15 protein-coding genes are annotated in these 20,851 nt (G+C 59.8%); 6 read left to right on the forward strand and 9 right to left on the reverse strand.

Translation table 11 applies throughout. The features are described from left to right. Positions 1-43 precede the first annotated feature (43 nt). Complete coding sequence (locus GSQ80_RS20265; protein ID WP_158789490.1) at positions 44-823, forward strand: metallophosphoesterase; 780 nt, start codon at positions 44-46, stop codon at positions 821-823. Between the two features lie 82 nt (positions 824-905). Here GSQ80_RS20265 and GSQ80_RS20270 read toward each other — a convergent pair whose 3' ends face one another. The 4 genes from GSQ80_RS20270 to GSQ80_RS20285 all read right to left on the reverse strand — a co-directional run bounded on the left by GSQ80_RS20270 (position 906) and on the right by GSQ80_RS20285 (position 6,157). Continuing rightward, positions 906-3,353 carry a patatin-like phospholipase family protein gene (locus tag GSQ80_RS20270; protein WP_254059814.1) on the reverse strand — a complete coding sequence of 816 codons (2,448 nt, stop codon included), beginning with the start codon at positions 3,351-3,353 and terminating at the stop codon, positions 906-908. Between the two features lie 127 nt (positions 3,354-3,480). Next, positions 3,481-4,098, reverse strand: coding sequence for a peptide-methionine (S)-S-oxide reductase MsrA (msrA, locus tag GSQ80_RS20275; RefSeq protein WP_158789491.1), 618 nt, complete (start codon positions 4,096-4,098; stop codon positions 3,481-3,483). Between the two features lie 338 nt (positions 4,099-4,436). Continuing rightward, the gene (locus GSQ80_RS20280) at positions 4,437-4,787 is read right to left on the reverse strand and encodes an HIT domain-containing protein (RefSeq protein ID WP_158789492.1); all 351 of its coding nucleotides are present in this window, start codon (positions 4,785-4,787) and stop codon (positions 4,437-4,439) included. A 23-nt stretch (positions 4,788-4,810) separates the two neighbouring features. Then, on the reverse strand, positions 4,811-6,157 hold the full coding sequence (locus GSQ80_RS20285) for a M48 family metallopeptidase (RefSeq protein ID WP_158789493.1): 1,347 nt from the start codon (positions 6,155-6,157) through the stop codon (positions 4,811-4,813). A 185-nt stretch (positions 6,158-6,342) separates the two neighbouring features. On the opposite strand from GSQ80_RS20285, the gene GSQ80_RS20290 reads away from it, so the two are divergent. After that, positions 6,343-8,181: a metallopeptidase TldD-related protein gene (locus tag GSQ80_RS20290; protein WP_254059815.1), complete on the forward strand. Its 1,839-nt coding sequence runs from the start codon at positions 6,343-6,345 to the stop codon at positions 8,179-8,181. After that, entirely contained in the window at positions 8,181-9,821 is a 1,641-nt protein-coding gene (locus GSQ80_RS20295) for a metallopeptidase TldD-related protein (RefSeq protein ID WP_158789494.1), read from the forward strand. Before GSQ80_RS20290 ends, GSQ80_RS20295 begins: the two co-directional genes overlap by 1 nt. A gap of 3 nt (positions 9,822-9,824) precedes the next feature. Here the strand turns inward: GSQ80_RS20295 and GSQ80_RS20300 are convergent, their stop codons facing one another. Further along, on the reverse strand, positions 9,825-10,670 hold the full coding sequence (locus tag GSQ80_RS20300) for a septal ring lytic transglycosylase RlpA family protein (RefSeq protein WP_254059816.1): 846 nt from the start codon (positions 10,668-10,670) through the stop codon (positions 9,825-9,827). Between the two features lie 374 nt (positions 10,671-11,044). Here GSQ80_RS20300 and GSQ80_RS20305 point away from each other — a divergent pair, with 374 nt between their 5' ends. Then, positions 11,045-11,857 (forward strand): hypothetical protein, encoded by an 813-nt coding sequence (locus tag GSQ80_RS20305; protein ID WP_158789495.1) that lies wholly within the window; start codon positions 11,045-11,047, stop codon positions 11,855-11,857. Between the two features lie 94 nt (positions 11,858-11,951). Here the strand turns inward: GSQ80_RS20305 and bamA are convergent, their stop codons facing one another. From bamA to GSQ80_RS20320, 3 genes are all read right to left on the reverse strand, one after another. Then, positions 11,952-14,999 (reverse strand): outer membrane protein assembly factor BamA, encoded by a 3,048-nt coding sequence (gene bamA / locus GSQ80_RS20310; RefSeq protein ID WP_158789909.1) that lies wholly within the window; start codon positions 14,997-14,999, stop codon positions 11,952-11,954. A gap of 229 nt (positions 15,000-15,228) precedes the next feature. Next, positions 15,229-16,869: an exosortase J gene (xrtJ, locus tag GSQ80_RS20315; protein WP_158789496.1), complete on the reverse strand. Its 1,641-nt coding sequence runs from the start codon at positions 16,867-16,869 to the stop codon at positions 15,229-15,231. An 80-nt stretch (positions 16,870-16,949) separates the two neighbouring features. Then, positions 16,950-17,141, reverse strand: coding sequence for a PExPT-CTERM protein (locus tag GSQ80_RS20320; protein ID WP_158789497.1), 192 nt, complete (start codon positions 17,139-17,141; stop codon positions 16,950-16,952). Positions 17,142-17,445: 304 nt separating this feature from the next. Between GSQ80_RS20320 and frr the strand changes: the two genes are divergently transcribed. Continuing rightward, complete coding sequence (gene frr / locus GSQ80_RS20325) at positions 17,446-18,030, forward strand: ribosome recycling factor (RefSeq protein ID WP_158789498.1); 585 nt, start codon at positions 17,446-17,448, stop codon at positions 18,028-18,030. A gap of 52 nt (positions 18,031-18,082) precedes the next feature. Here frr and folP read toward each other — a convergent pair whose 3' ends face one another. Further along, complete coding sequence (gene folP, locus GSQ80_RS20330; RefSeq protein ID WP_254059817.1) at positions 18,083-19,075, reverse strand: dihydropteroate synthase; 993 nt, start codon at positions 19,073-19,075, stop codon at positions 18,083-18,085. A 60-nt stretch (positions 19,076-19,135) separates the two neighbouring features. Here folP and dacB point away from each other — a divergent pair, with 60 nt between their 5' ends. Next, positions 19,136-20,794 carry a D-alanyl-D-alanine carboxypeptidase/D-alanyl-D-alanine-endopeptidase gene (gene dacB, locus GSQ80_RS20335; protein WP_254059818.1) on the forward strand — a complete coding sequence of 553 codons (1,659 nt, stop codon included), beginning with the start codon at positions 19,136-19,138 and terminating at the stop codon, positions 20,792-20,794. Positions 20,795-20,851 lie beyond the last annotated feature (57 nt).

The raw sequence follows: 20,851 nt of genomic DNA on the forward strand, positions 1-20,851 counted from the left end.
TCATTTTCGGACTGGTTGTTTTTGGTCTTCAGACTGGTTGTCTATGCGCGCGCTCGTGATTTCGGACATTCACGGAAATTTGCAGGCTCTTGAAGCAGTGCTCAGAGTAGCGCGAAGCCGCATCGGTGGAGGGTTCGATCAGCTTTGGAACCTGGGCGATGTGGTGGGATACGGAGCTCGACCCAATGAAGTGATTGACACGCTGCGGACGCTTGAGACCCAGCGATCGATTCATGTCCGGGGTAATCATGATCGCGTGTGCTGCGGTCTAAGCAGCTCGCAGGGTTTCAATCCCGTTGCGGCTGCGGCAGCTGCGTGGACTCGTCAGAATCTGCGGCCGGACAATCGGGAGTGGCTGCGCGAGCTCCCGATGGGACCCATCCAGGCGACGGAGCGAGCCCTGTGCGCACACGGTTCGCCGCTGCATGAGGATCAATACATCGCCTCGATGCGCGATGCGTGGTCGCCGCTGCAGAGGATGCCGTCGGAGCTTGCATTCTTCGGGCACACGCATCTGCAAGGCGGGTTTTCGCGATGCGATGAAGACTGGGCGGAAGATTATCCAGCGTATGACCCTGACAACAGCGAAGGGGTTGAGCAGTACACCATGGAGGTGCCGCTGGGTTCGCGACATCTGATCAATCCCGGCGCTGTAGGGCAGCCGAGGGATGGAGACTGGCGCGCCGCCTTCGCGATCTATGATGAGGCGCTGGCCAAGGTCACGTTCTTCCGAACGCCGTATGATGTCGCCGAATCGCAGACAGCGATTCGTGATGCGCACCTGCCGGAGCGGCTGGCCGTGAGACTGAGCGCAGGGAGATAGAAACAGGGGATAGGGGATAGGGGCTAGAGTGTAGAGGATAGAGAAGATAAAGATTTTCTCTATCCTCTATCCCCTGCACTCTTTAAAAGAACTTGCCGATGGTGAAGACCAGCTTGCGCTCGTCGTTCGTTCCAAAGGCAGGACCGATTGAGATAAGGCCGAACGGTGTCTCTGCGAAGAGCCCGAAATAGACGTCCTGCTGCGTGATGGTGGAAGCGTCGGGTGCACGCATCTGCCCGGCCTCATAGAAGCCGCCGAGGTAGAGGTTGCTGCTTAGCGGTGCGGGTAGAGATTTAATGCGGCGCAGATAGCCGGGCGTGATCAGGAAGTAGTCGGTACCGCGATATTGGTCGATGGCGCTTGCACTGAGGCGCAACGGCCCGCCAAGGGTGAAGCGGAACGGTTGCGCGACATCCCGATTCAACATCGTTCCTCCCTCCATATCCATCAGCAGGACATTCTTCTTGCTGATGGTGTGGGATACGGAGAACTGGCTGAACAACTGGGGCGCCCTGGGGCTGTCAGGCGTTCCGTACAGATAGCCGATGTCCGTCTGCCAACGAATGCCGAACTCCGGCACCAGCGCGCGGTCCTGCGAGTCATAGATGTACTGCAGCCGACCGATCTGTGCATTGCCGTAATAGTTGGGCATGCCATCGAACCCCGTCGTGACGTACCAGCGAACGTTCTCAAGTTGCCAGCCGGCGCGAAATTCCTGTGTGCTTCCATTGCTCCAGCCGAAGTCTGCGCCGCCCCCCGCGTTCTGGTCCAGACGCTCCGAGAGCCGCGTGTTGCCGCTATAGATGTAATACGGTGTGCGCGTGATGTTGGCGCGGGGCGCAACAAAAAATCCAGCCCAGTTAATCTTTCGGTAGTACTCGGTTGCAATGCGCGAGGCGAAACCGAAGTCGATATGCGTGCGCCACTCTGAACCGTAGCCACCCAGGTCCTGGTAGAGCAGGATGGTGTTGACGCTGGCGCGCGTGACGCCCGACGTCTGCGCCTCGAGATTGAAGCCTGCTATGAGAAAAGGTGGCCCGGTAGGCTTGTCTTTCACGTCGACGAGAAGAATCGGGCGGCCTCGAACGTTGCGATCATAGCCGACCGTGTAATCCGCATCGTAGCGACCGTCGCTGCGTAGTTGCGAGAGCAGGCTTACGATCTTGTCTGTATCCACAGGCTGATCGACGAGTGGAGCGAAGAGGCGCTCGGCAGCAGCCTTGACCGCGGCATTAGGAGCGTCGACTTCCACGCGCAGAACGTTGCCTGGAGGTCCGTGAAGACGGGCGTTGCGCTGCGCCAGATATTGCTCCCATTCGTCTTCGGGCAGCGAGTACTTCAGCAGGGTTGCCTTGTTGGCTTCGGCAGCCGCGTACCCCCGCTGAGCAAGCTGATACACCTTGCTATAGCTGCCCGCGTTGAAGCCGTCGACGTCGGGTGTGATGACGACGTTTGCCAGTTTTCGATCGCGTGCTTCGTTCACTTCGATACCTACGGCAAAGGCACGCTGCAGAACGCCGAGGATGTTATTGAGATCGCCGTTGCCAACTGGCGCGAGCTCGAGGCTCACTGCAAGCACGACGTTCGCGCCCATGGCTTTGACCTCGGGCGTGGGAAGGTTCTCGAGGATCGCTCCATCCACGTAATCATGGCCATCCATCTGGAATGGTTTGAAAACGCCGGGGATGGAAGCAGACGCTAGAACAGCATCGCGTAGAGAGCCGCGCGCAAAGGTGACGGTCGTGGCGTCGGTGAGGTCGGTGGCCTGTGCACGAAAGGGGATGGGTAGATTGTTGAAGTCGACCGCATCGTTGTAACGCAGGAACTGCTTTTCGAGCAGCTCGTTGAGGCCGGCCTCGGTGAGAAGACTGTTGCGGAACCCAACGCCATGCTTGAGGCCAACCGTGATGCCGTTGGGAACGTCGCGGCTGTCTTCACGGCGCCGAAAGCTTTGCGCGCTGTAAGCCTGGTTGATGCGAAAGACCGAGTTGATGGAATCCTCGGTGAGGATCTGCTTCATTTCTTCCGGTGTGTGGCCAGTGGCGTACAGCGCCGAGATGATGGAACCCATGCTGGTGCCGGCGATTACATCGACCGGAATGTGGTGGTCTTCAAACCATTGGAGGACACCGATCTCGCTCATGGCCGGCGCACCGCCTCCGCCCAGCGCGAGGCCAATCACGGGACGGTTGGTGGGAAGGTTCTTCGGAGGAGTGGAAGGATCGAGTGGCCCGAGCGCGAGCCTTGTGGCGCTGGCTGCTTCTTCGCCGTTTTGTCCGGGAGTTTCCTTGGATTGTGGCTTCTGCTCCGATGTTTTGCCGGTTGGATCGGGTTTCTTGGCAGGATGGTTGGCTTCTGCCTGCTTTGCTGCTTGATCAGGAGTGGTAGGAGTTTGCGTGACCGTCTGCGCGTTAGCTAGGGGAGGCAGAAAAAGCGTCGCAGCGATCAGCATCGCGCTGAACATCACCGTCTGATGAGTCGACCTATAGGTTTCCGGCAGAAAGCAGCTTGGTCGCGCACACAGTCCCATTCGTCCATCCATTCGTTCCAATGGTCTTGAGAGCGAGATCAAGGCCCGCTCACCTACCTTTTAGCATAGGCGGTTGGACGCGGATGAAACTTGCCTGTATGGATAGCAGGACGAGTTGATGTGCCTTTTATCGGACGTAGTCCTGGAACAAATCGGGAAACTGCTGCTCGAGCGCTGCGATCTTGGGGATGTCGCAGACTTGAATGTAAGGGTTGTGCGGATTCTTGATGGCATAGTCCTGGTGGTAGTCCTCACCAGCGTAGAACGCGACGAGCGGCGTGATCTGGGTGACGATGGGCTTTGGGTAGATATGCTCCGCGTCGAGTTGTTGCACGTAGGCTTGTGCAATCTCACGCTGTGACTCATCGGTATAGAAGATGGCCGAGCGGTAACTGGTGCCGACATCCGCGCCCTGACGATTCAACTGCGTGGGGTCATGCACGACAGAAAAGAACACGCGCAGCAGTGTGCCATAGCTGACCAGCGAAGGATCGTAGAGGATCTCGATCGCCTCGGCGTGCCCTGTACCTTCACCGCAGACCGTTCGGTAATTGGCAGTCTCCGCATCGCCGCCCGAATAGCCGACGACAGTTTTCTCAACGCCCTTCACACGTTGGAAGACGGACTGCACTCCCCAAAAACATCCGCCAGCAAAGACGGCTTTCTCACGATGTCCCGCAGACCATCCGCCGACAGGAGCGGTGGTGTCTTGGAGCGGAACTGGAACTGGTTGTTTCAATGCCATCGTTGCGTGTCCTCCAACAGAATTTCCACATTCGCACAGGCCGGCGATTACCGAACGGTCAGACAATCTTGTCTATTCGCACTGGCAATACGCGTCTCATCACCATCACTTCGCATTGGACGCTCGCAGGAGTTGTAACGACGCTTAAGCTGCGTAACGAGCGGGTTGTGCAGCGTGAACCAACCTAGTTAACTCGACCTCATCCCACACTTGAAGTGTTAGTAGTCGCTAAGGTTCATGAGTTACTCGGTGGCCGAAGTGATGTTACTTCGCACGAAGAATGTGCGTTACTCAGTGCTGCATCTCGTAACCATTTTCTGATGACCTTGGTCGAATGCTTAGCCTGGTGGCCAATGCATCTGCCTTCCTCCCAACAGATGCACGTGAAGATGATCGACGGTCTGTCCGCCGTCGGGGCCGGTGTTGATCACGACTCGAAAACCGTTGTCGAGGTGTTGCAGCTGTGCAACTTTATTTGCCGCGAGAAGGAGTTCATTGAGGAGTTCGGCTTCAGTGGAGGACGTGTGAGCTAGTGAAGCGAAGTGTTGCTTGGGGATGACCAAGATATGCACAGGCGCTTGTGGATTGATGTCGGGAAACGCGAGCACAGCTTTGTTCTCATACACACGCGTGACCGGGATCACACCGTCGGCGATCTTGCAGAAGAGGCAGTCAGGAGTAGTAGCCATGTGCGCATGCTAAACCTGCCCGGCTACTTCTTGAAATACTTCGGTTCCATTCCGGGAATCCACGGGTTGTACGCTTTTCCAAAAGCAGCGCGCCGCCCGATGGAGGGGTGGGAGTAGGTCCAGAACTCATAAAGCGGGTTTGGGTTCGGATCGGCGAAAGAGGTTTTGCCGAGAACGTTGAAGGCGCCGATGGCGGTGGTCTGCGGATCGGGGACAAGACCGTGGACAGCCTCCTGGCCGTAGACGTCCGCGGCATGCTCATGCATTCGGCTGTAGGTGTTCTCAATTGGCTCAAGCAGAATTCCAAAAAGGGAGAACGCGAGCAGGAGGACGGCGAGTGCGGCCCAGTCGTTTTGAGAGCTCACGCCCCACCGCGTACCGAATTTTGAGAGAGCGCCCCGCACGAAGTGGTACCCGAGATAGAACGTGACGAAGAGGATGGCGAAGGTGAAGACGAGGGTGCTGCCGATGTGGCCAAGAACGTAGTGGCCGGACTCATGGCCGAAGACGAAGACGATTTCGTCGGGCGTCATCTTGGCGATCGTGGTATCCCATACGATCACGCGCTTGGAGGCGCCAAAGCCCTCGACGTCGGCGTTGAGCGTGGTGAGCTTGGCGCTGGCCTTCATGAGAAACATGCGCTCGGGTGGGATGTTCATGTGACCCTTCTCGACGACCTGCTCGAGCTGCGCGACGAGTGCCGGATTGGTTTTCTCGAGGGGCTGATATTTGAAGAAGATCGGCTCGATATACGGCGCGGCAAAGATGCCGAAGAGCACGATGGGGATGGAGGCGCACCAGAAGGCGAACCACCAGCTGCGCGGCAGCTTGCGGATGATCCAGAAGAGCAGCATGAGCAGCAGGCCGCCGATGACCCAGGCGAGCGCGAAGGCCTTGGCCTGGTCACCAAACCAGCTTGGCCAGCTTTGTACCGAGAGACCGTACTGGAGCGAGAGATGCTGGGCGTAAAGATCGAGGGGAAGGCTGAGGAGGGTGCCGGCGAGGAGATAGAGCAGAAGGAACAAGTAGCCTTGTGCCCAGCGGTTGGCGGTCACCTTCATGGCGGTGTCGCGCATCCAGGCGATGGCGCCGAAGCCGAGCAGCAGCAGGAGGCTGATGATTCCCCAGGCCTCGTCGCCGAAGTGCAGAGTTTCGTGCACGATGCTGAGGTGCTGCGCTTTGGCGAGGTCCGAGGGGTTGAGCGAGTAGTCGGGGATGTTCCCGTGGGGCGGAGCGGCGGCCAGTTCCTGCGCAGCGTAGACGTTGGCGGCGTGCTCGGCGGCCGTTTCGCTGGCGCAGCCGGCGAGGTTAACCGTGAGAACAAGGAAAATACAGGCGACAAACACCAAGGGCAAACGACGCAGTCTCATAGACTTCCTTGCTGAGAATTTCTGGTGGCTCAAGTCTGCACGTTTGTAGCCAAGCGGGCAAGCTTCCTCGTCTTAAGTAGTTGCGCCATGTGATGGCGTGCGCATGAGCAGCAAATGCGGGCAATTCGATACACTCAAAGCATATCGCGCTCCATGATCCGCACAGACTGGAAGTTGACCACTCCTTGACCTCACCCGATTCGCCCCGCCCCGTTGTTGCCCGCTTCGATTCCGTCCAAACGATACTTCGTCACACTCTGGTCGCCAGCCTGTGCGCGCCGGCGTTTGCACTGGTTCCACCGGTGTCGGCCCAGGACGCGACTCCCGCTCAAAGCGCGACCGCTGCGCAGCAACCGCCGCTGATGGATGCGATGGCAACGGAGCTGCATCGCGCGATCGCCGAGCTTGGGAGTGCAATTGAACCGGTGGCATCTACCAAAGAGAAAATCCCGCCGCAGAAGCCGTACTTCATCAGCTACTCGGTGGCGGATGCGGAGAGTGTCACGATCACGTCGCAGTATGGGGCGATCATGAACTCGAACGAGACCCATGAGCGGACGGCGGATGTGCAGGTGCGGCTGGGATCGCCGGCGCAGGACAACACGCATGATGCGCACCGCACCAGCGCGCTCACGACGATGGCGCTGCCGTTGACCGACGATCGTGCGGCCATTGAGCGGACGCTTTGGTATGCAACCAATCGTGGTTATGGCAAGGCGCTGGATGCGCTGGAGAAGGTGAAAACGGAGCAGCAGGTGCGTGCGCGCGAAGAGGATTCGTCGCCTGACTTTACCGTGGAACGGGCACATGTGGACATCCTGCCGACTCAGCCCCCGCTTACCGTGGATCGCAGCGCATGGGAGTCGCGGCTGCGAGAGATCTCCGGGGTTTTTCGCCAGTACCCAAATATTTTTTATGACACTGCAGTTTTGCAGGCCACCCACGAGACAGATTATTTTGTGTCGAGCGACGGGACGAGAGTAGCAGCGCCGAATCATGTGGCGCGTTTGATCGTCGCGGCACGAACGCGCGCTTCGGACGGCATGGACATGTTCCGCGACGAGACGTTTGAGGCGGACTCAACGGGTCACTTGCCGAGTCAGGCAGAGGTGATGGCGAAGACCCAGGCGATGGCGAAGGGACTCAACGATCTGAGGACTGCGCCGATCACGGAGCCCTATAACGGACCGGCAATTCTCTCCGGGCGCGCCGCGGCAGTATTCTTTCACGAGGTGCTGGGGCATCGTCTGGAGGGTCAGCGGCAGCGCGGCGATGAAGAGGGCGAGACGTTTACCAAGCTGCTGGGTAAGCCGATTCTGCCTGACTTTCTTTCGGTTGCGGACGATCCTACGCTAACGCAGTACAACGGTGCTCCGCTGAGCGGGCACTATCTCTTTGACGACGAAGGCCAGCCGGCGCAACGAGTGCAGCTGGTTCAGGACGGCGTGCTGCAGACGTTCCTGATGTCGCGGCTACCGATCGCGGGATTCGCAAACTCCAATGGACATGGGCGCGCGGAAACGGGCAAGATGCCGACGGGGCGACAAGGAAATTTGATTGTGACGTCGACCAAGGCGGTGAGCGATGCAAAGCTGCGGCAAATGCTGAAGGAGGCGGCTCGCAAGCAGGGCAAGACCTACGGGCTGTACTTTGAGGACATCAGCTCGGGCTTTGCGGTAACGACGCGCCGCTCGCCACAGGCGTTCCAGGTGATCCCGCTGGTGGTATATCGCGTGTATGTCGATGGAAGGCCGGACGAGCTGGTGCGCGGCGTGTCGATCGTGGGAACACCGCAGGCTGCGCTGCGCAGCATCGTCGCGACCGATGATCAGCCGCAGATCTTCAACGGGTTGTGTGGGGCGGAGTCGGGAACGATTCCGGTGAGTGCCGTGGCGCCGGCGATGCTGGTCTCGCAGATCGAGACGCAGCGCCAGGCGCAGGGAACAGCGCGGCCGCCGATCGTCCCGCCACCACCCCTGGATGAAGCGTCGAATATGACGAGCTCGCCGAAGGGAGGCCGCTGATGAAACTTCGCGCCCTGCTTCTTCTCCCTGTATTCAGTTCGTTTGCCTTGGCGGAAGTACCGCAGCCTGCAGATCCGATTCTCACCGCCATGCAGCAGGAGTTGGCGCGCGAGAAATCGGACCTGGTGATTCCCGGCATGCTGCGGCCGTACTTCATCCAATATCGGCTGGAGGATATTCATACTTACGACGCGATCGCCAGCTACGGCGCGCTCACGCGCGAGAGCGAGAGCCATCAGCGCGTGGTGCGGGTGGAGGTGCGCATAGGCAGCGAGACTTCGGACTCGAGCTCTGCGCGCGGTGACGGATCGTTGGAGCTTGCTCCTGCGGATGGCGATCCAGCGGCGCTGAAGTACGCGTTATGGTCGGCGACCGACGACGCCTACAAGAATGCGCTGCGCGCCTATGCGACCAAGCAGGCAACGCTGAAGACCTTCCAGAACGCACCTACCGCGAATGATTTTTCGCTGGCGAAAGCAGCGACGCTGGTTGAGCCGCTGGTAACCCTGACGCTGGACCGCGATGACTGGAAGCATCGGTTGATTGAAGCCAGTGGTCTCTTCGCGACGTCGCCTGAAACACGAAGCTTCGCCGAGGCGGTGCAGTACAGCTCGGCAAGCATCAGCGCGCTGGTGGTGAATCGCTACACCGTGAACACCGATGGAACGATGTTGCGGCGTGGATACTCTGGATATACCGAAGGAGTCAGCGTCGGCGGGCAGGCTGACGATGGGATGAACCTTGGCCGCAGCAACGGTTCGGTGGCAACCACGGCAGCTGGCCTCGAGAGCGACGCGGCCCTGAATAAGCGCGTGATCGACGACCTGATCAGCTTCGATGAACTGCGTCACGCGCCGATTGTCGATGCGGAGGATTATCACGGCCCCGTGCTCTTCTCGGGCGATGCATCGGCGGAGGTTTTCAATCGCCTGTTCGTGCCGAGCGTTGAGGCGGATCGCCCTGATATCGGCACGTCTGCGCGCACGCAGGGAGCCTATCAATCGAGTTATAAGACGCCCATTCTGCCGACGTTTCTTTCCGTGGTGGATGATCCTACGCTGCGCAGCTTTGAAGGCCATGCGCTGCTCGGCGCCTACAAGATCGACGATGAAGGCGTGCCGGTTGAGCCGGTGGATATCGTTGTCCACGGCAAGCTGATGAACTATCTGGTTGGCCGTCAGCCTGTGAAGGATTTCCCGGAGTCGAACGGTCACGGACGCGCCGCGTTAGGGCAGAGTGCTCATTCGCGCGCGGGTGTGATCATCATCAAGTCGTCCGAACCTCTATCCGCCGAAGCGTTGCGTGCCAAGCTGCTGGCACTCGCGAAAGAGCAGGGGCGTGACGTGTATTCGGTGGAGACGCTGGGAGGAGAGCTTGCGCCGCGGCTGCTATATCGCGTATCTCCGGACGGCAAGCGGACGCTGGTACGCGGTGCTGTGTTTGACGAACTCGATCAGCGCGCGATCCGCAGCGGTATTCTCGCTGCCGGCGGCAAGCCTTACATCGCGCAGCAGGTAGGCACCGTACCGGCGACTACGATTGCTCCGGAGTTGCTGTTCGCCGACATCACGGTGAAACGCGCCAATGAGGAGCAACAGAAGGTGCCGTACTACCCACCACCGGCGCTGCCTAAGGACTGAGCGTCAGTTGACGCGAACGAGGTATGGCACAACCTGGGGCAGCGGTGTGCCGATCCAGTCTTTAATGGCGGCGGCCTCCGTGTGATCGTGCTTCACCGGATCGATGCGCACCCAGTAGCCGGTGGCGCTGGCGAACTCGATGACCCGGGAACCGGCGTAGCGGCGAGCAAGGGCGCTCTTGAGATCGAGCGCGTCCTGTTCGGTCGGGAATGCTCCGGTTTGCACGCACCACTTGGCTTCGACAGTGGGGGTGGAGGGCGCGAAGGCTTCGATGCGCACCTGCGCGACACCCATGCGATAGAGGTCAATTTTTTTAGCCGCGCTCTCGGAGAGGTCCAACACACGTCCATGCGAGAACGGTCCGCGATCGGTGATGCGCACCGTCACTGATTCGCCGTTTGCGAGGTTGGTGACGCGGGCAATGGTGCCGAGCGGAAGTGTCTTGTGTGCGGCAGTCATGCCCGTGCCATCGTAGGATGAGCCGTCCGCTGCGCGATGCCCGCTTGGTCCATACCAGCTCGCCATGCCTGTCTCAACAAACTCCGGGCGGCCCTGGGGTGCTGGGACCGGTTCGCGATCCCGGCGAGTCTCGTCGGGCCGGTTCGGGCGGGCTGAAGGTTGCGTGCGCAACGGCGGTGGGGCGGGCGCGTAGGCCTGGTGTTTTTGATGATGACAGCCTGTTGTGAGCGCCAACGCAACGAAGGTGGCTCCGGCGAACATGGGCCAACGCCGCGGAGGCGTCGAGCGTGGGTCGCTGTGGATGGCGATTCCTGGCACCCGTCGGTCTGCATCGACAGGCATCTGCTTGTTCGCAATGCTCGGCAGCTGTTTCTCCGCAATGCTCGGCAACGACGGGCCCCTTTCGCTGAAGATCCAACCTTCATGATTGGGTGCTGTTGATGCTTGAGTCAACGTCGAGTGCCTAGCTGGTTACTGGTGGCGAGAAGCGTTCAGGTGTAATTTCGCGAGGCCCGCGCGGGAAGTGACGACGATACCTGGCCGGATTCTTCGCTATAACTCTGAAGGATTTGATTGCGTGAACAACCATGTGGCTCTAGTGTGCGTCCGTAGAAAGACGGCGTTTTATTCCTGAAGGCGCAGCGCGCTGAACGAGCGAAAACGCGGAAAAGAACAGGGGTAGGGTAAGAGCGTTGAGCGCATCTATGCAGATAGACCACAGCAGAATTCAATGTTTGGGACCATTGAGGAAGAGAAGTTCGCGCGTGCAAAGGGCATTCGCGCTGCTTGGACCGTTGGCGTGTATGGTCGCCTGCTCGGCTGTGGCGCAGAGCGTGACGGCTCCTCCTGAAATAGCATTGGATGCTCCAGCGATGTTGCATCCCACGCCTGCAGAGCCTTCTGTTCCTGAGATCGATGCGCCCCAACCACAACCAGCGGCCCTGGACCTTGCTGCCGATCCTGTTGATTTGTCCGATGCGATCCCTGTGGATCAGCCCGGAGGCTACCAGGTCGCGCCAATTCACAGGAAGTACATCATGCCGGATATGCGCGCTCAAACGCTGACGGCTCGCGACAAGGTGATCATTGGTCTACAAGGCACCTATAGCCTCCAGAACTTTAGCGGAATTATTGTGGCGGCTGGATATGAGCAGTTACGTAATGGCCAGCCGAACTACGGCACGGACAGCGGAGCCTTTGGCGAGCGGCTTGGCGCCGCCGCCATCCGTGGCACGTCGCAGGGCGTCTTCACCGACTCCGTCTTTGCGCCGCTGCTGCATGAGGATCCCCGATATTACGTGCAGGGAAAGCAGTACAGTTTCTTCCATCGTGCGTTGTATGCTGCGACGCGGCCGGTGATCACCCGTACCGACAGCGGGCGGCGAACAATCAATGCAGCTCAGTTGCTTGGCTATGCTGCATCGACGGCTCTGAATAATGCGTACTATCCTTCGTCCAATCGTAATGTGAAAGACAATCTCGAGGCGTACGCCGGGTCGATCGCCGGGTCTGCGTTGAGCTCTCTGCTGGTCGAATTCACCGCAGATTTCTGGCACGCTCTCCATATTGGTCGATAGACATAGAGCGCAGGCACAAAAATATGGGTTGGCGAGATGATCTTCGCCAACCCATATTTTCTTTTCTGCTGCCGTTCGATTGCGGAACGGGTGATTAGAACGAGGTGCTGATGGTCAGGCGGAACGTCTTGCGCGGCTCGCGCAGGACGTAGTCTGCTCCATAGAATTGCAGCGCTTGCTGGTAACTGAATGCCGCAGACTCGGGTGAAGTCGCGAACGGGAAGAAGTCCTTGAAGCAGGTGATCGCGGGACCAGTGCAAGCGGGTGCGCCGGGAGCAACGATCTCCTGGGGGAGGTCCTTGTAGAGGCGCAACGGGTTGTACGCGTAGTAGATCTGGAACGGGGCGTTGATGATCGGCATAACTATCTGCAGATACGCGCCAGTCGACATGCGTGGAACAAAGTTGGTTCCCGGGACAGTTTTCAGGTACTCCGAGAACGGCGGCAGCTGATAGCCTCCGACGCAGTTTCCGTTGATCACCTGCGGGCAACCGTAGAGCGGGCTGTTGACCGCCGAGATGCCCAATGGGCTCTCACGCAGCTGCGATGGCTCGAGGTTCATGATCATCCCGAAGTCCGTGAAGAACGCGAAGGTAACCTGATCGACGATCGGGAAGCGGTACTCCAGGTTGGACGTCACCGAGGTATCGCCACCGATTGGTGCGAGGCGATAGATGGGCAGTGGGATCTGCACATTGCCCAGCGTTGGGTTGGTGGGATCGCGCGGGACAACGGTTCCGTCCGGGTTCGTCAGGTTGAACATGACCTTGGTCGGAAGGAAGGTGTAAGGGGAAATGGAGCGGATATCGAACCCGCGCAGATCGTTCTCGCCGCCGCCGTAGAGACGGGCGTACGGAGGTGCGACCTGGCCGCCATATCCAGCAATATTTGCTACCTGGACGCGATAGCCGAGGACGTTGTGGCCTTCCTTGTTGATCTTCAGGCCCTTCATCGGGAAGAACTGGCGCCAGGAGGCGCTGGGCGCGTAGTACTTGGTATTGCCGCCGACACCCGCGAACTGGAAGGCAACACTCAGGTCCTTGCCGTTATGCGGTCCGATGGAGCGATCCAGGGTCGAGAAGCTGAAGCTTGGCGTCACGATCGAGGTCACGATGCCGTTCAACGAGTTTGCGCCAGCAATGCCCGACCGGAACGCCAGGGTCTGGAAGACGCTCAGCGTGTTCTGGTTGAACGTCGTAATTCCAGAGCTGGACAGAGAGTAGGCAAGGCCGATACGCGCGACACCCGAACGACGGAACAGCTTGCGCAGTGCCTCGCTGGTGGAGATCGTCACGCCCTTTGACGACTGGTTGTAGTTGTTGAGAAGCGAATTCTGCGCGTTGGTCAGGTTGGCGCTTTGGCCGCTGGTGATCGCATAGCTCTTCGCTGGATTGAAGTCCGTCTTGCGATCGAACACCTGGATACCGAGCGAGACCGGCTTGTTGCGCAGGTAAGGTTCCGTGAATCCCAGGCTGATGTTGCGCGAGAGATCGCCGATATTCGCGTTGACGCTCAGCGTTTCACCCAGACCGAGGAAGTTGTTGGTCTGATAGTTCAAGCCAAGGAACGAACCCGATAGGCCACTGACGCCACCGTTGATGCCGATGGAGTTTTTGCCCTTTTCGTGCAGCTTGATCAGCAGGTCGACGGTGCCGGCGTCCGCATTTTGCTGCGTTTCCACGTCCTGCTCGGCCTTCAGCGTATCGAAGTAGCTTAGCTGGTTCAAACGCAGCAGCGAGAGATCGACGAGCCGACTGTTGTAGACCTGGCCCTCTTCGATCAACAGCTCGCGGCGGATAACGCGGTCGCGAGTAAGCGTGTTGCCGGTGAACTCGATGCGCGAGACATAAAACTGCTTACCCTCGTCGATATCGATGTCCAGGTACACAAGCTTCTTGGCCTCATCGGTCCGTGGGACCGGCGTCGGCACCATGTTGATGTATCCGCCTTCGCCGTAGGCTTTGCGCAGATTTTCAATGCCTTTGCCGAACATCCGCGCATTGAACCAGTCGCCGTCTTTCTGAGGGAACTGGGCACGGAGAGCCTTTACGTTTCTGTACGACTTGTTGCCGGTAAAGGTGATTCCGCCCAGGTGATAACGCTCGCCCTCTTCAATCGGAATGACGATATCGACGCGCTTGCCGTGCGACGGATGCAGGGTCAAGGGGTTGATGCCGCCGGCGTTGCGAACGTTGGTCTGGGGCTCGCCCGTAAGAGCCTTGAAGTAGCCCTTGTCGCGGTAGGCTTCGCGTACCCGGTCCGCGTCTTCGTCCAGCTTGCTGGCGTCGAAGGTGCGCGGAAAGACGCTCTCGAGGATGATGGAGTGCGGAATGCCGATGGGCTTCAGGTTCTTCATCGCCGCCACCAGTTCACGGTGGGTCAGCGCATGGTTGCCGGTGAAGGCGATCTTGCCTACCTTGACCGTCGGACCTTCCTTGATGACAAACGTCAACGCGACGCGTGCCGGAGGAATGGTCTTGACTTCGGTGCGGATCACGGCAAACTGGTGACCGTGCTCGCCGAGCATCTCCTGCAATACCACTTCGGCGCGCTTCACGCGGGTCTCGTCGAACTGGCTTTCGACGTTGAGGGAGACCTTTTCCTTCTTGAAGCGCTCCATCACGTCCGAAACGGAGACTGAGTTCAAGCCCTTGTAGTTGATCTCACTGATCGTAGGTTTTTCACGAACGTAGATCTCCAACTGGAGGCAGCCCTGGCCCGGAACTCTCTCGATGCGGACATTAACGAAGTAGCCAGTGTTCCAGAGCGAATTGTAATCACGCTCAACGACGGTCGGGTCGAACGGGTCGCCGGCGCGGCTAAACAGTCGCGCAACGATCGACTCTTTGGGGATGCGCCGGTTGCCGATCACTTGGATCGGGCACAGGACCTGTGGTGCCGCTTCCGCGGAGAACTGGGGCGTGGCCTGGACCTGCGCATCGGCGGTCGAGATCAGCGCTGGGACGGCAGACAAGCTCGCAACTATTACCAAGCTCGAAAAGCCCCAGCGGAGAACAGCGTTCAAGGTTGAGCGGTTCTGGCCAAAGCCAAGGATGCCCAATCGGCTCGAGCGCGTGCGCACAGGCTGGGTCGTACACTTCAGGGAGCTTGCGCTCACTCGGATTCCGGTAAAGATAACCACACCCTCACTGCTCTTTGAATCTGTCAAAGCTTGTTGGATTCTGCTGTTGATTCCAGCCCTGCGGTACACGAAGGGAGAGCTTTGATTATAGGCGACTCGCGGCAACCCATGCGAACCTGCGGGCTGCCAAACTTGAGCTTTCGCCATTAATCGGTGATCTGCGAGCAGAAGTTTTCTCTGCTGGAACGGCAGAAAAGCCCTCCTGCGGCCTATCAGCTTCTACTTCGCATTACTGTTTGACGTAGGGCGCTGTAAGGGTAAGCAGGTCGGCGCTCTTTAAGAAGGTTATGAGTGTGGACGCCAGGCGCGGCTCCATCACGTTCGCCGGTGTCATCGTATCCAGGCTCTCTACCTTCAGCATCAGGGGGATGGGCCGGGTCGTATCCGATTGCAGCGGAACCCCACGGTGCGGACGCGCATAGATCACGGTCACATGCTGGCTGGTCTCGGAGTACTGCCGGCACGCGCCGTTATCACAGACAGTCGAGGCTTCGAGCTCCTGGGTCGCGCCGTCGTTATACGTTGCGGCAGTCAGTTCCACCGGGCCTGCGGCCGTCGCAGCCACAATCTGCCCGTGCCATGTCGGATCTTCACCCCTCGCCAGATGGCATACCTCGGCATCATGCACGGTCTGCGGCGAGACACCCAGCATCACATGCGCACCCGGGACGCCGTTCACCGTGGGTTCCGCATACTCTCCCCAGCTATAGACCAGAACGCCGAACTGAGTTTCATTCCAGGTGCGCTCCAGGGTAAAGTCGCCGATACGTTCGGGTAAGACGGCCGGCACCTGGGCTGCCAAGCGCGCAGCATCCACCCGATGCTCATGCAGCACATCCACGCCGAAGATGGCTGCCATCAGCAGCACGGCTGCGGCCCGCAGGAACAACGAGGTTTGCAGCCGCTGGGCGCTCGATGAAGATACAGGGGGCGTGTGCGGCTCGGGCGACGGTTCCGTCGTCGTGTCCGGGTCATTGCGCAGCTTGTTGGCGACCGTAAAGAAGACCGCCAGGGCGCACACGAACAGGCATCCACCGATCACATAGTCGGCGATCTTCGCGTGATGCTGCAGCCAGGGGTAGGGCAGCGCGATTTTGTAGTAGACGACCAGCAGGCAAAGTCGAAGGAAGTTGAACAGGTATCCGAGAAGGACGGCCCCCACCACGACCGGCGCGTACACATACCAGCGGAAGCGGTAGAGATAGCTGACCACGACGGCCGCCAGCCCCAGCGTAATCGCGCCGCGAATGCCGTTGCAGCCGGGGGCGATGAACATTCCGAACTCCGGCGTAAACATCAACCGAAGTTTGTCTTGCGTAAGCTGCTGGCCGAGCGCATGCGCCCAGGCCCGAGCCACTGTAGCCGAGGCGTGCTGCAGGGGCAGGTCGACAAGCCGGCTAAACGTCTGCGGCACCGGAATGACCGCCCACATGAAGAGCACCGGGAACCAGGCTGCCTTGAGCAGGCGCGTGCCTCCGAACAGGAGCACCATCCCGGCCGCGTAGATAACGGCAACCAACGGCAGCGGTGGAAGTTGGAGCAGCCAGTTCTTATTGATGGTGACGATCAGCAGCATCTGATCGCGCAGGAACATCATCGCCGCCGAGCCAGCCAGGACCGCGAATCCCCACCAGGAGCCGTTCGTCTCCCAGCCCAGGCTCTGCCAGGCGCGCAGAATCAAGAGATAGCAGACAAGGGGAACCACCATGCCCATGGATTTGAGGTCATCGGTGGTCCAAATGCTGTAGAGGGATTGAACAGAAGGCCAGATCGTCAGAAGGCCCACAGCTGCACACAAGGAGGCCAGCACCACGACAGTTCGAGACTGGAAGGTGAGGGACTGCGGTGGGGATGAGAGGGTAGTGGGCACAAACCTCAGCGCCCCTTTTGGGGGCAGGTCGCAACGCAAATATCGGATACTGGACTACAAGTTACCGCCCGCCAGGAATCCTAACGGTTCTTCGCTGCTCGGCGTGCGCGAATCTTCGTGCGCACGTTCGAAATAGCGTAGGCGCCACCAGCCAATCCCGCCAAGATCAGAGTGGGATTCTCCGGTGAATCATCACATCCACCCTGGGCGCGAGCGGGAATCGCCGCGATCATTGCAAATGCGAGAGCAGTGAGGAGAAAGGTCTTCTTCATTGGGAGATCCTATTTCCGCCGCGACCCGGGGGCCCTTGGCTGTAAACGATGAATTGAGTCCGCCACGCTGACTCTTCAGCTTTGAGATGCAAGTGCGAGGCGTACAGGTATATATCTCATCCGAGGATATAGGGGACGCGGGGGTGAAGTCAACGATTCTCTCCGTCGAGCTACACCTTTCGGTAGCACCAACCGTCTACAACCTAACCCCCATTGATTGCATCGACGGGGCCAGCAAATCCCGCTGTAAAATCTAAGGGTTGTAACCGCAGCACCCGGCGGCATTCAGGAGGTTGTAACCACAATGGCATCGGCAATGGCAGGGATGGAGGCTCTTTCGGGCGTATATGACGGACTCAAGGCGCGCATGAACAGCTCGGTGGATGACTTTCGAGCGAACCTCGTAAGCGTACGCACAGGCCGCGCATCGGTCCATATGCTGGACGGAATCCGTGTTGACTACTATGGTACCGAGACCCCAATTTCACAGGTTGCGCAGATCACCACCCCCGAAGCGAACCTGATTCTGGTTCAGCCGTGGGAGCAGAGCCTGGTCACGGCCATCGAAAAGGCCATCCGCACCAGCCAGCATGGCTTCAACCCCATGCACGACGGCAAGATCATCCGCGTACCCGTTCCGCCCATGACCGAAGAACGACGCAAGGACACGGTCAAGCTACTGGCGGGTACCGTCGAGGATCACAAAACGTCGATACGCAACATCCGCCGCGAAGGTAATGACGCAGTGAAGAAGGCCGCCAAGGACAAGCTGATCTCCGCCGACGACGAAAAGCGCGCCAACGCCGAGATCCAGGAGTTGACCGACCATGAGATCAAGCGCATCGACGAACTCTTCCGCGCCAAGGAAAAAGAGATTCTGACGATCTGACTTCGGAATGATGGGACACGGGAAGGGCGCAGAGGCTGCGCCCTTTTCTGCGTCAGTCTTGATTCGCAGCGCTCAACACCGCATCGGCGATGGCGGCAGCTTCCTGTGCGACCTGCAGATCGTGCACCCGCAATACGTGGGCTCCGGCAAGGATCGCCGCAACGTTCGCGGCCGCCGTGGCGATGCGCCGAGCCTCGGCGGGTTCTGCCTTCCTGCGCTGCAAACGCTTCACCGCGTCGCCCAGAAATCCTTTGCGCGAGAGTCCCACGAGCAGCGGACGCCCCAGCTCGCGCAACCGCCCAAGTCGCGCCAGCAGGGCAAAATTTTCCGCGCCGCGCTTGCCGAAGCCGAACCCGGGATCGGCGACGATCCGCTCGGTGCGAATCCCGGCAGCTTCGGCCTGCGCCAGTTGTTCGCATAGCCCGGCAAAGACCACAGGCATTACCGCGTCGCCGTCCAGCCCAGGCAGCGTCTGCCACTCCCCGGAGCGGCCGCGCGCATGCATCAGGACCAAACCGCATCCGCTCTGCGAGACGGCTTTCGCCATCGACGGATCCCAAGTCAGGCCGGAGACATCGTTGATAATCTCGGCCCCAGCTCGTCCCGCCGCCCGCGCCGTGTCCGCGTGATACGTATCGACGGAAACCACTGCGTCGGGCCGCTCGCGCAGCAACTGCTCCAATACGGGGAGCAGGCGTGCCTGCTCCTGCTCGCTCGTAATCGGCGTCGCATTCGGTCGCGTCGACTCTGCACCGAGGTCCACAATATCCGCGCCTGCATCGACTGCCTCAATTGCCATCCCGACGGCCAGCTTGATGACCGCCGCTGGAGGTCTCAGACCAACCGTTCCGCCCGCGCTCAGCAACCCGTCGCCCGAAAAACTATCCGGGGTCAGGTTCACGATAGCCATCAGGAGCGTGCGTTGCCCCAGTGCCAGCTTACGCGTGCGCAACTGCCACTCGAAGTGCGGCCTGTAGTTGCTGCGATTCATCGGCTCGGTCCCAACTTCGGGGTTGGTTTGCAGCCCATCCACTTTACCGCGCAATTGTAGGCCTCCTTAGCCAAACGCTATGCATAAATTGCACCAATTCTGTAGACTTGCGCAATGCAAATCTCTGCGCAAATTGCACTGATTTTGTTGCTTTTTGTCGCGGCGATGCGGCCGACGTCTGCCCACGCGCAGGAGACTTCGCCGGCTCCGCCTGCCCCTGCATTTATTCACCCTGCCTATCCTAACGGCTCGGGCACCGCACTCGGTCAGCAGATTGAAACGCTGCTCGCGGACCCGTCTGTCTCGCGCGCCCACTGGGGCATCGCTGTCACCACGCTGGATGGCACACCGCTCTACGGTCACGACGAGGGCAAGCTCTTCCGGCCCGCGTCGAACAACAAGATCTTTACCACGGCCACTGCCATGGAGCTGCTCGGCCCAGCCAAAACGTTCGACACGCGGATCTTCGGCAAGCTCAACGCCGCCACTGGCACCATCACGGGCGACCTGACGCTGGTCGGCGGCGGAGATGCGAACTTCGGCGCGGATGATCTGCCATATAAGCCCCGCTCAGAGAGTGCGAGCGAACCGCCCCCGCCTTCTCAGCCTCCAGCGCTCACCGATCTCAAGTCACTCGTGGACCAGCTTGTAGCCAAGGGAGTGAAGCGCATCAACGGCGACATCGTCGGCGACGACACGCTCTATCCGTTTGAGCCCTACGCGGAGTCATGGGCGCAGGACGACCAAATCTGGGGCTTCGGCGCCCCGGTCAGCGCGCTCAGCATTACAAGCAATCAGCTCGAACTCGTCGTCACGCCCGGTCACCCAACCAAGGTTGTGCTCCAGCAGAATGTTCCGTACTACACGGTCCGGGCGGAGGTCTCAACGGTGGCCGCTGGTAAGCAGGCGGACGGAATCCAAATCGAGCGGCTGGCCGGCTCACGCGTGATTCGCGTCTACGGTTCCATCGCCGCGGATGCTCACCCCGACATCGAAGAAGTCGCCATCGCTGACCCCGCCGAGTACGCAGCCATGGCCCTGCACCAGATGCTGGTGCGGCGCGGCATCGTGGTCGCGGGGAAAGCCCGCGCGAAACACCAGAAGCCAAACGACCCAGGCAGCTACCGCACCGAAGTGCTAACGCCCGACCCATGCGACACGATGAACATCGCGGGAGGCACTTGCACGGCGGACTGCTCAGCTCCCTCCACGCCCTCCGGTGCAATGCTTGCCTCGCACACGTCCGCGCCGCTCGGCGAAGACGTTATGCTCACCAACAAAGTCAGCCAGAATCTTCATGCCGAACTCTTCCTCCACAACCTCGGTCTGCAAAGCGCCTGCGGAGACGGTTCCACGCTCGACGGCGCGCGCTACATTCGGGCCAATCTGCTCCACGCGGGCGTTGATCCCGATGACTTCTTCTTTCTGGATGGCTCAGGCCTCAGCGATCACGATCTAGTCGCACCGCGAGCCACTGCAAGCTTCCTCGCCTATGTTACGAGGCAACCGTGGTTCCCGCAGTGGAAGGCCTCGCTCCCCGATGCTGGCGATAACGGCTCACTGAGCCGCCGCTTTCCGGACTCGCCGGTGAAGGGTCACGTCTTCGCGAAGACGGGAACGCTGGGCGAATCGCGAGCGCTCTCCGGCTATCTCGACGCAGCCAGCGGCCGCACCGTTATCTTCTCTGTCATGGTGGACGACCACACGCCCGCAACCTCAGCCGACCGCACCACCATGGACAAGATCGTCACAGCGATCGCCGCAACGCAGTGAGGAACGTTCTCAGCAAAGGCAATCGCCCACTAACAACTGAGAACTAACAACTAACAA

Origin of the sequence: Granulicella sp. L46, from assembly GCF_009765785.1 — a bacterium.
GTDB lineage: Bacteria > Acidobacteriota > Terriglobia > Terriglobales > Acidobacteriaceae > Granulicella.

Bases quoted from the DNA above. Each gene is read 5' to 3' on its own strand.
- GSQ80_RS20265 (WP_158789490.1), top strand. From the start codon at position 44: ATGCGCGCGCTCGTGATTTCGGACATTCACGGAAATTTGCAGGCTCTT.
- GSQ80_RS20270 (WP_254059814.1), bottom strand. From the start codon at position 3,353: ATGGGACTGTGTGCGCGACCAAGCTGCTTTCTGCCGGAAACCTATAGG.
- msrA (WP_158789491.1), bottom strand. From the start codon at position 4,098: ATGGCATTGAAACAACCAGTTCCAGTTCCGCTCCAAGACACCACCGCT.
- GSQ80_RS20280 (WP_158789492.1), bottom strand. From the start codon at position 4,787: ATGGCTACTACTCCTGACTGCCTCTTCTGCAAGATCGCCGACGGTGTG.
- GSQ80_RS20285 (WP_158789493.1), bottom strand. From the start codon at position 6,157: ATGAGACTGCGTCGTTTGCCCTTGGTGTTTGTCGCCTGTATTTTCCTT.
- GSQ80_RS20295 (WP_158789494.1), top strand. From the start codon at position 8,181: ATGAAACTTCGCGCCCTGCTTCTTCTCCCTGTATTCAGTTCGTTTGCC.
- GSQ80_RS20320 (WP_158789497.1), bottom strand. From the start codon at position 17,141: ATGAAGAAGACCTTTCTCCTCACTGCTCTCGCATTTGCAATGATCGCG.
- frr (WP_158789498.1), top strand. From the start codon at position 17,446: ATGGCATCGGCAATGGCAGGGATGGAGGCTCTTTCGGGCGTATATGAC.
- dacB (WP_254059818.1), top strand. From the start codon at position 19,136: ATGCAAATCTCTGCGCAAATTGCACTGATTTTGTTGCTTTTTGTCGCG.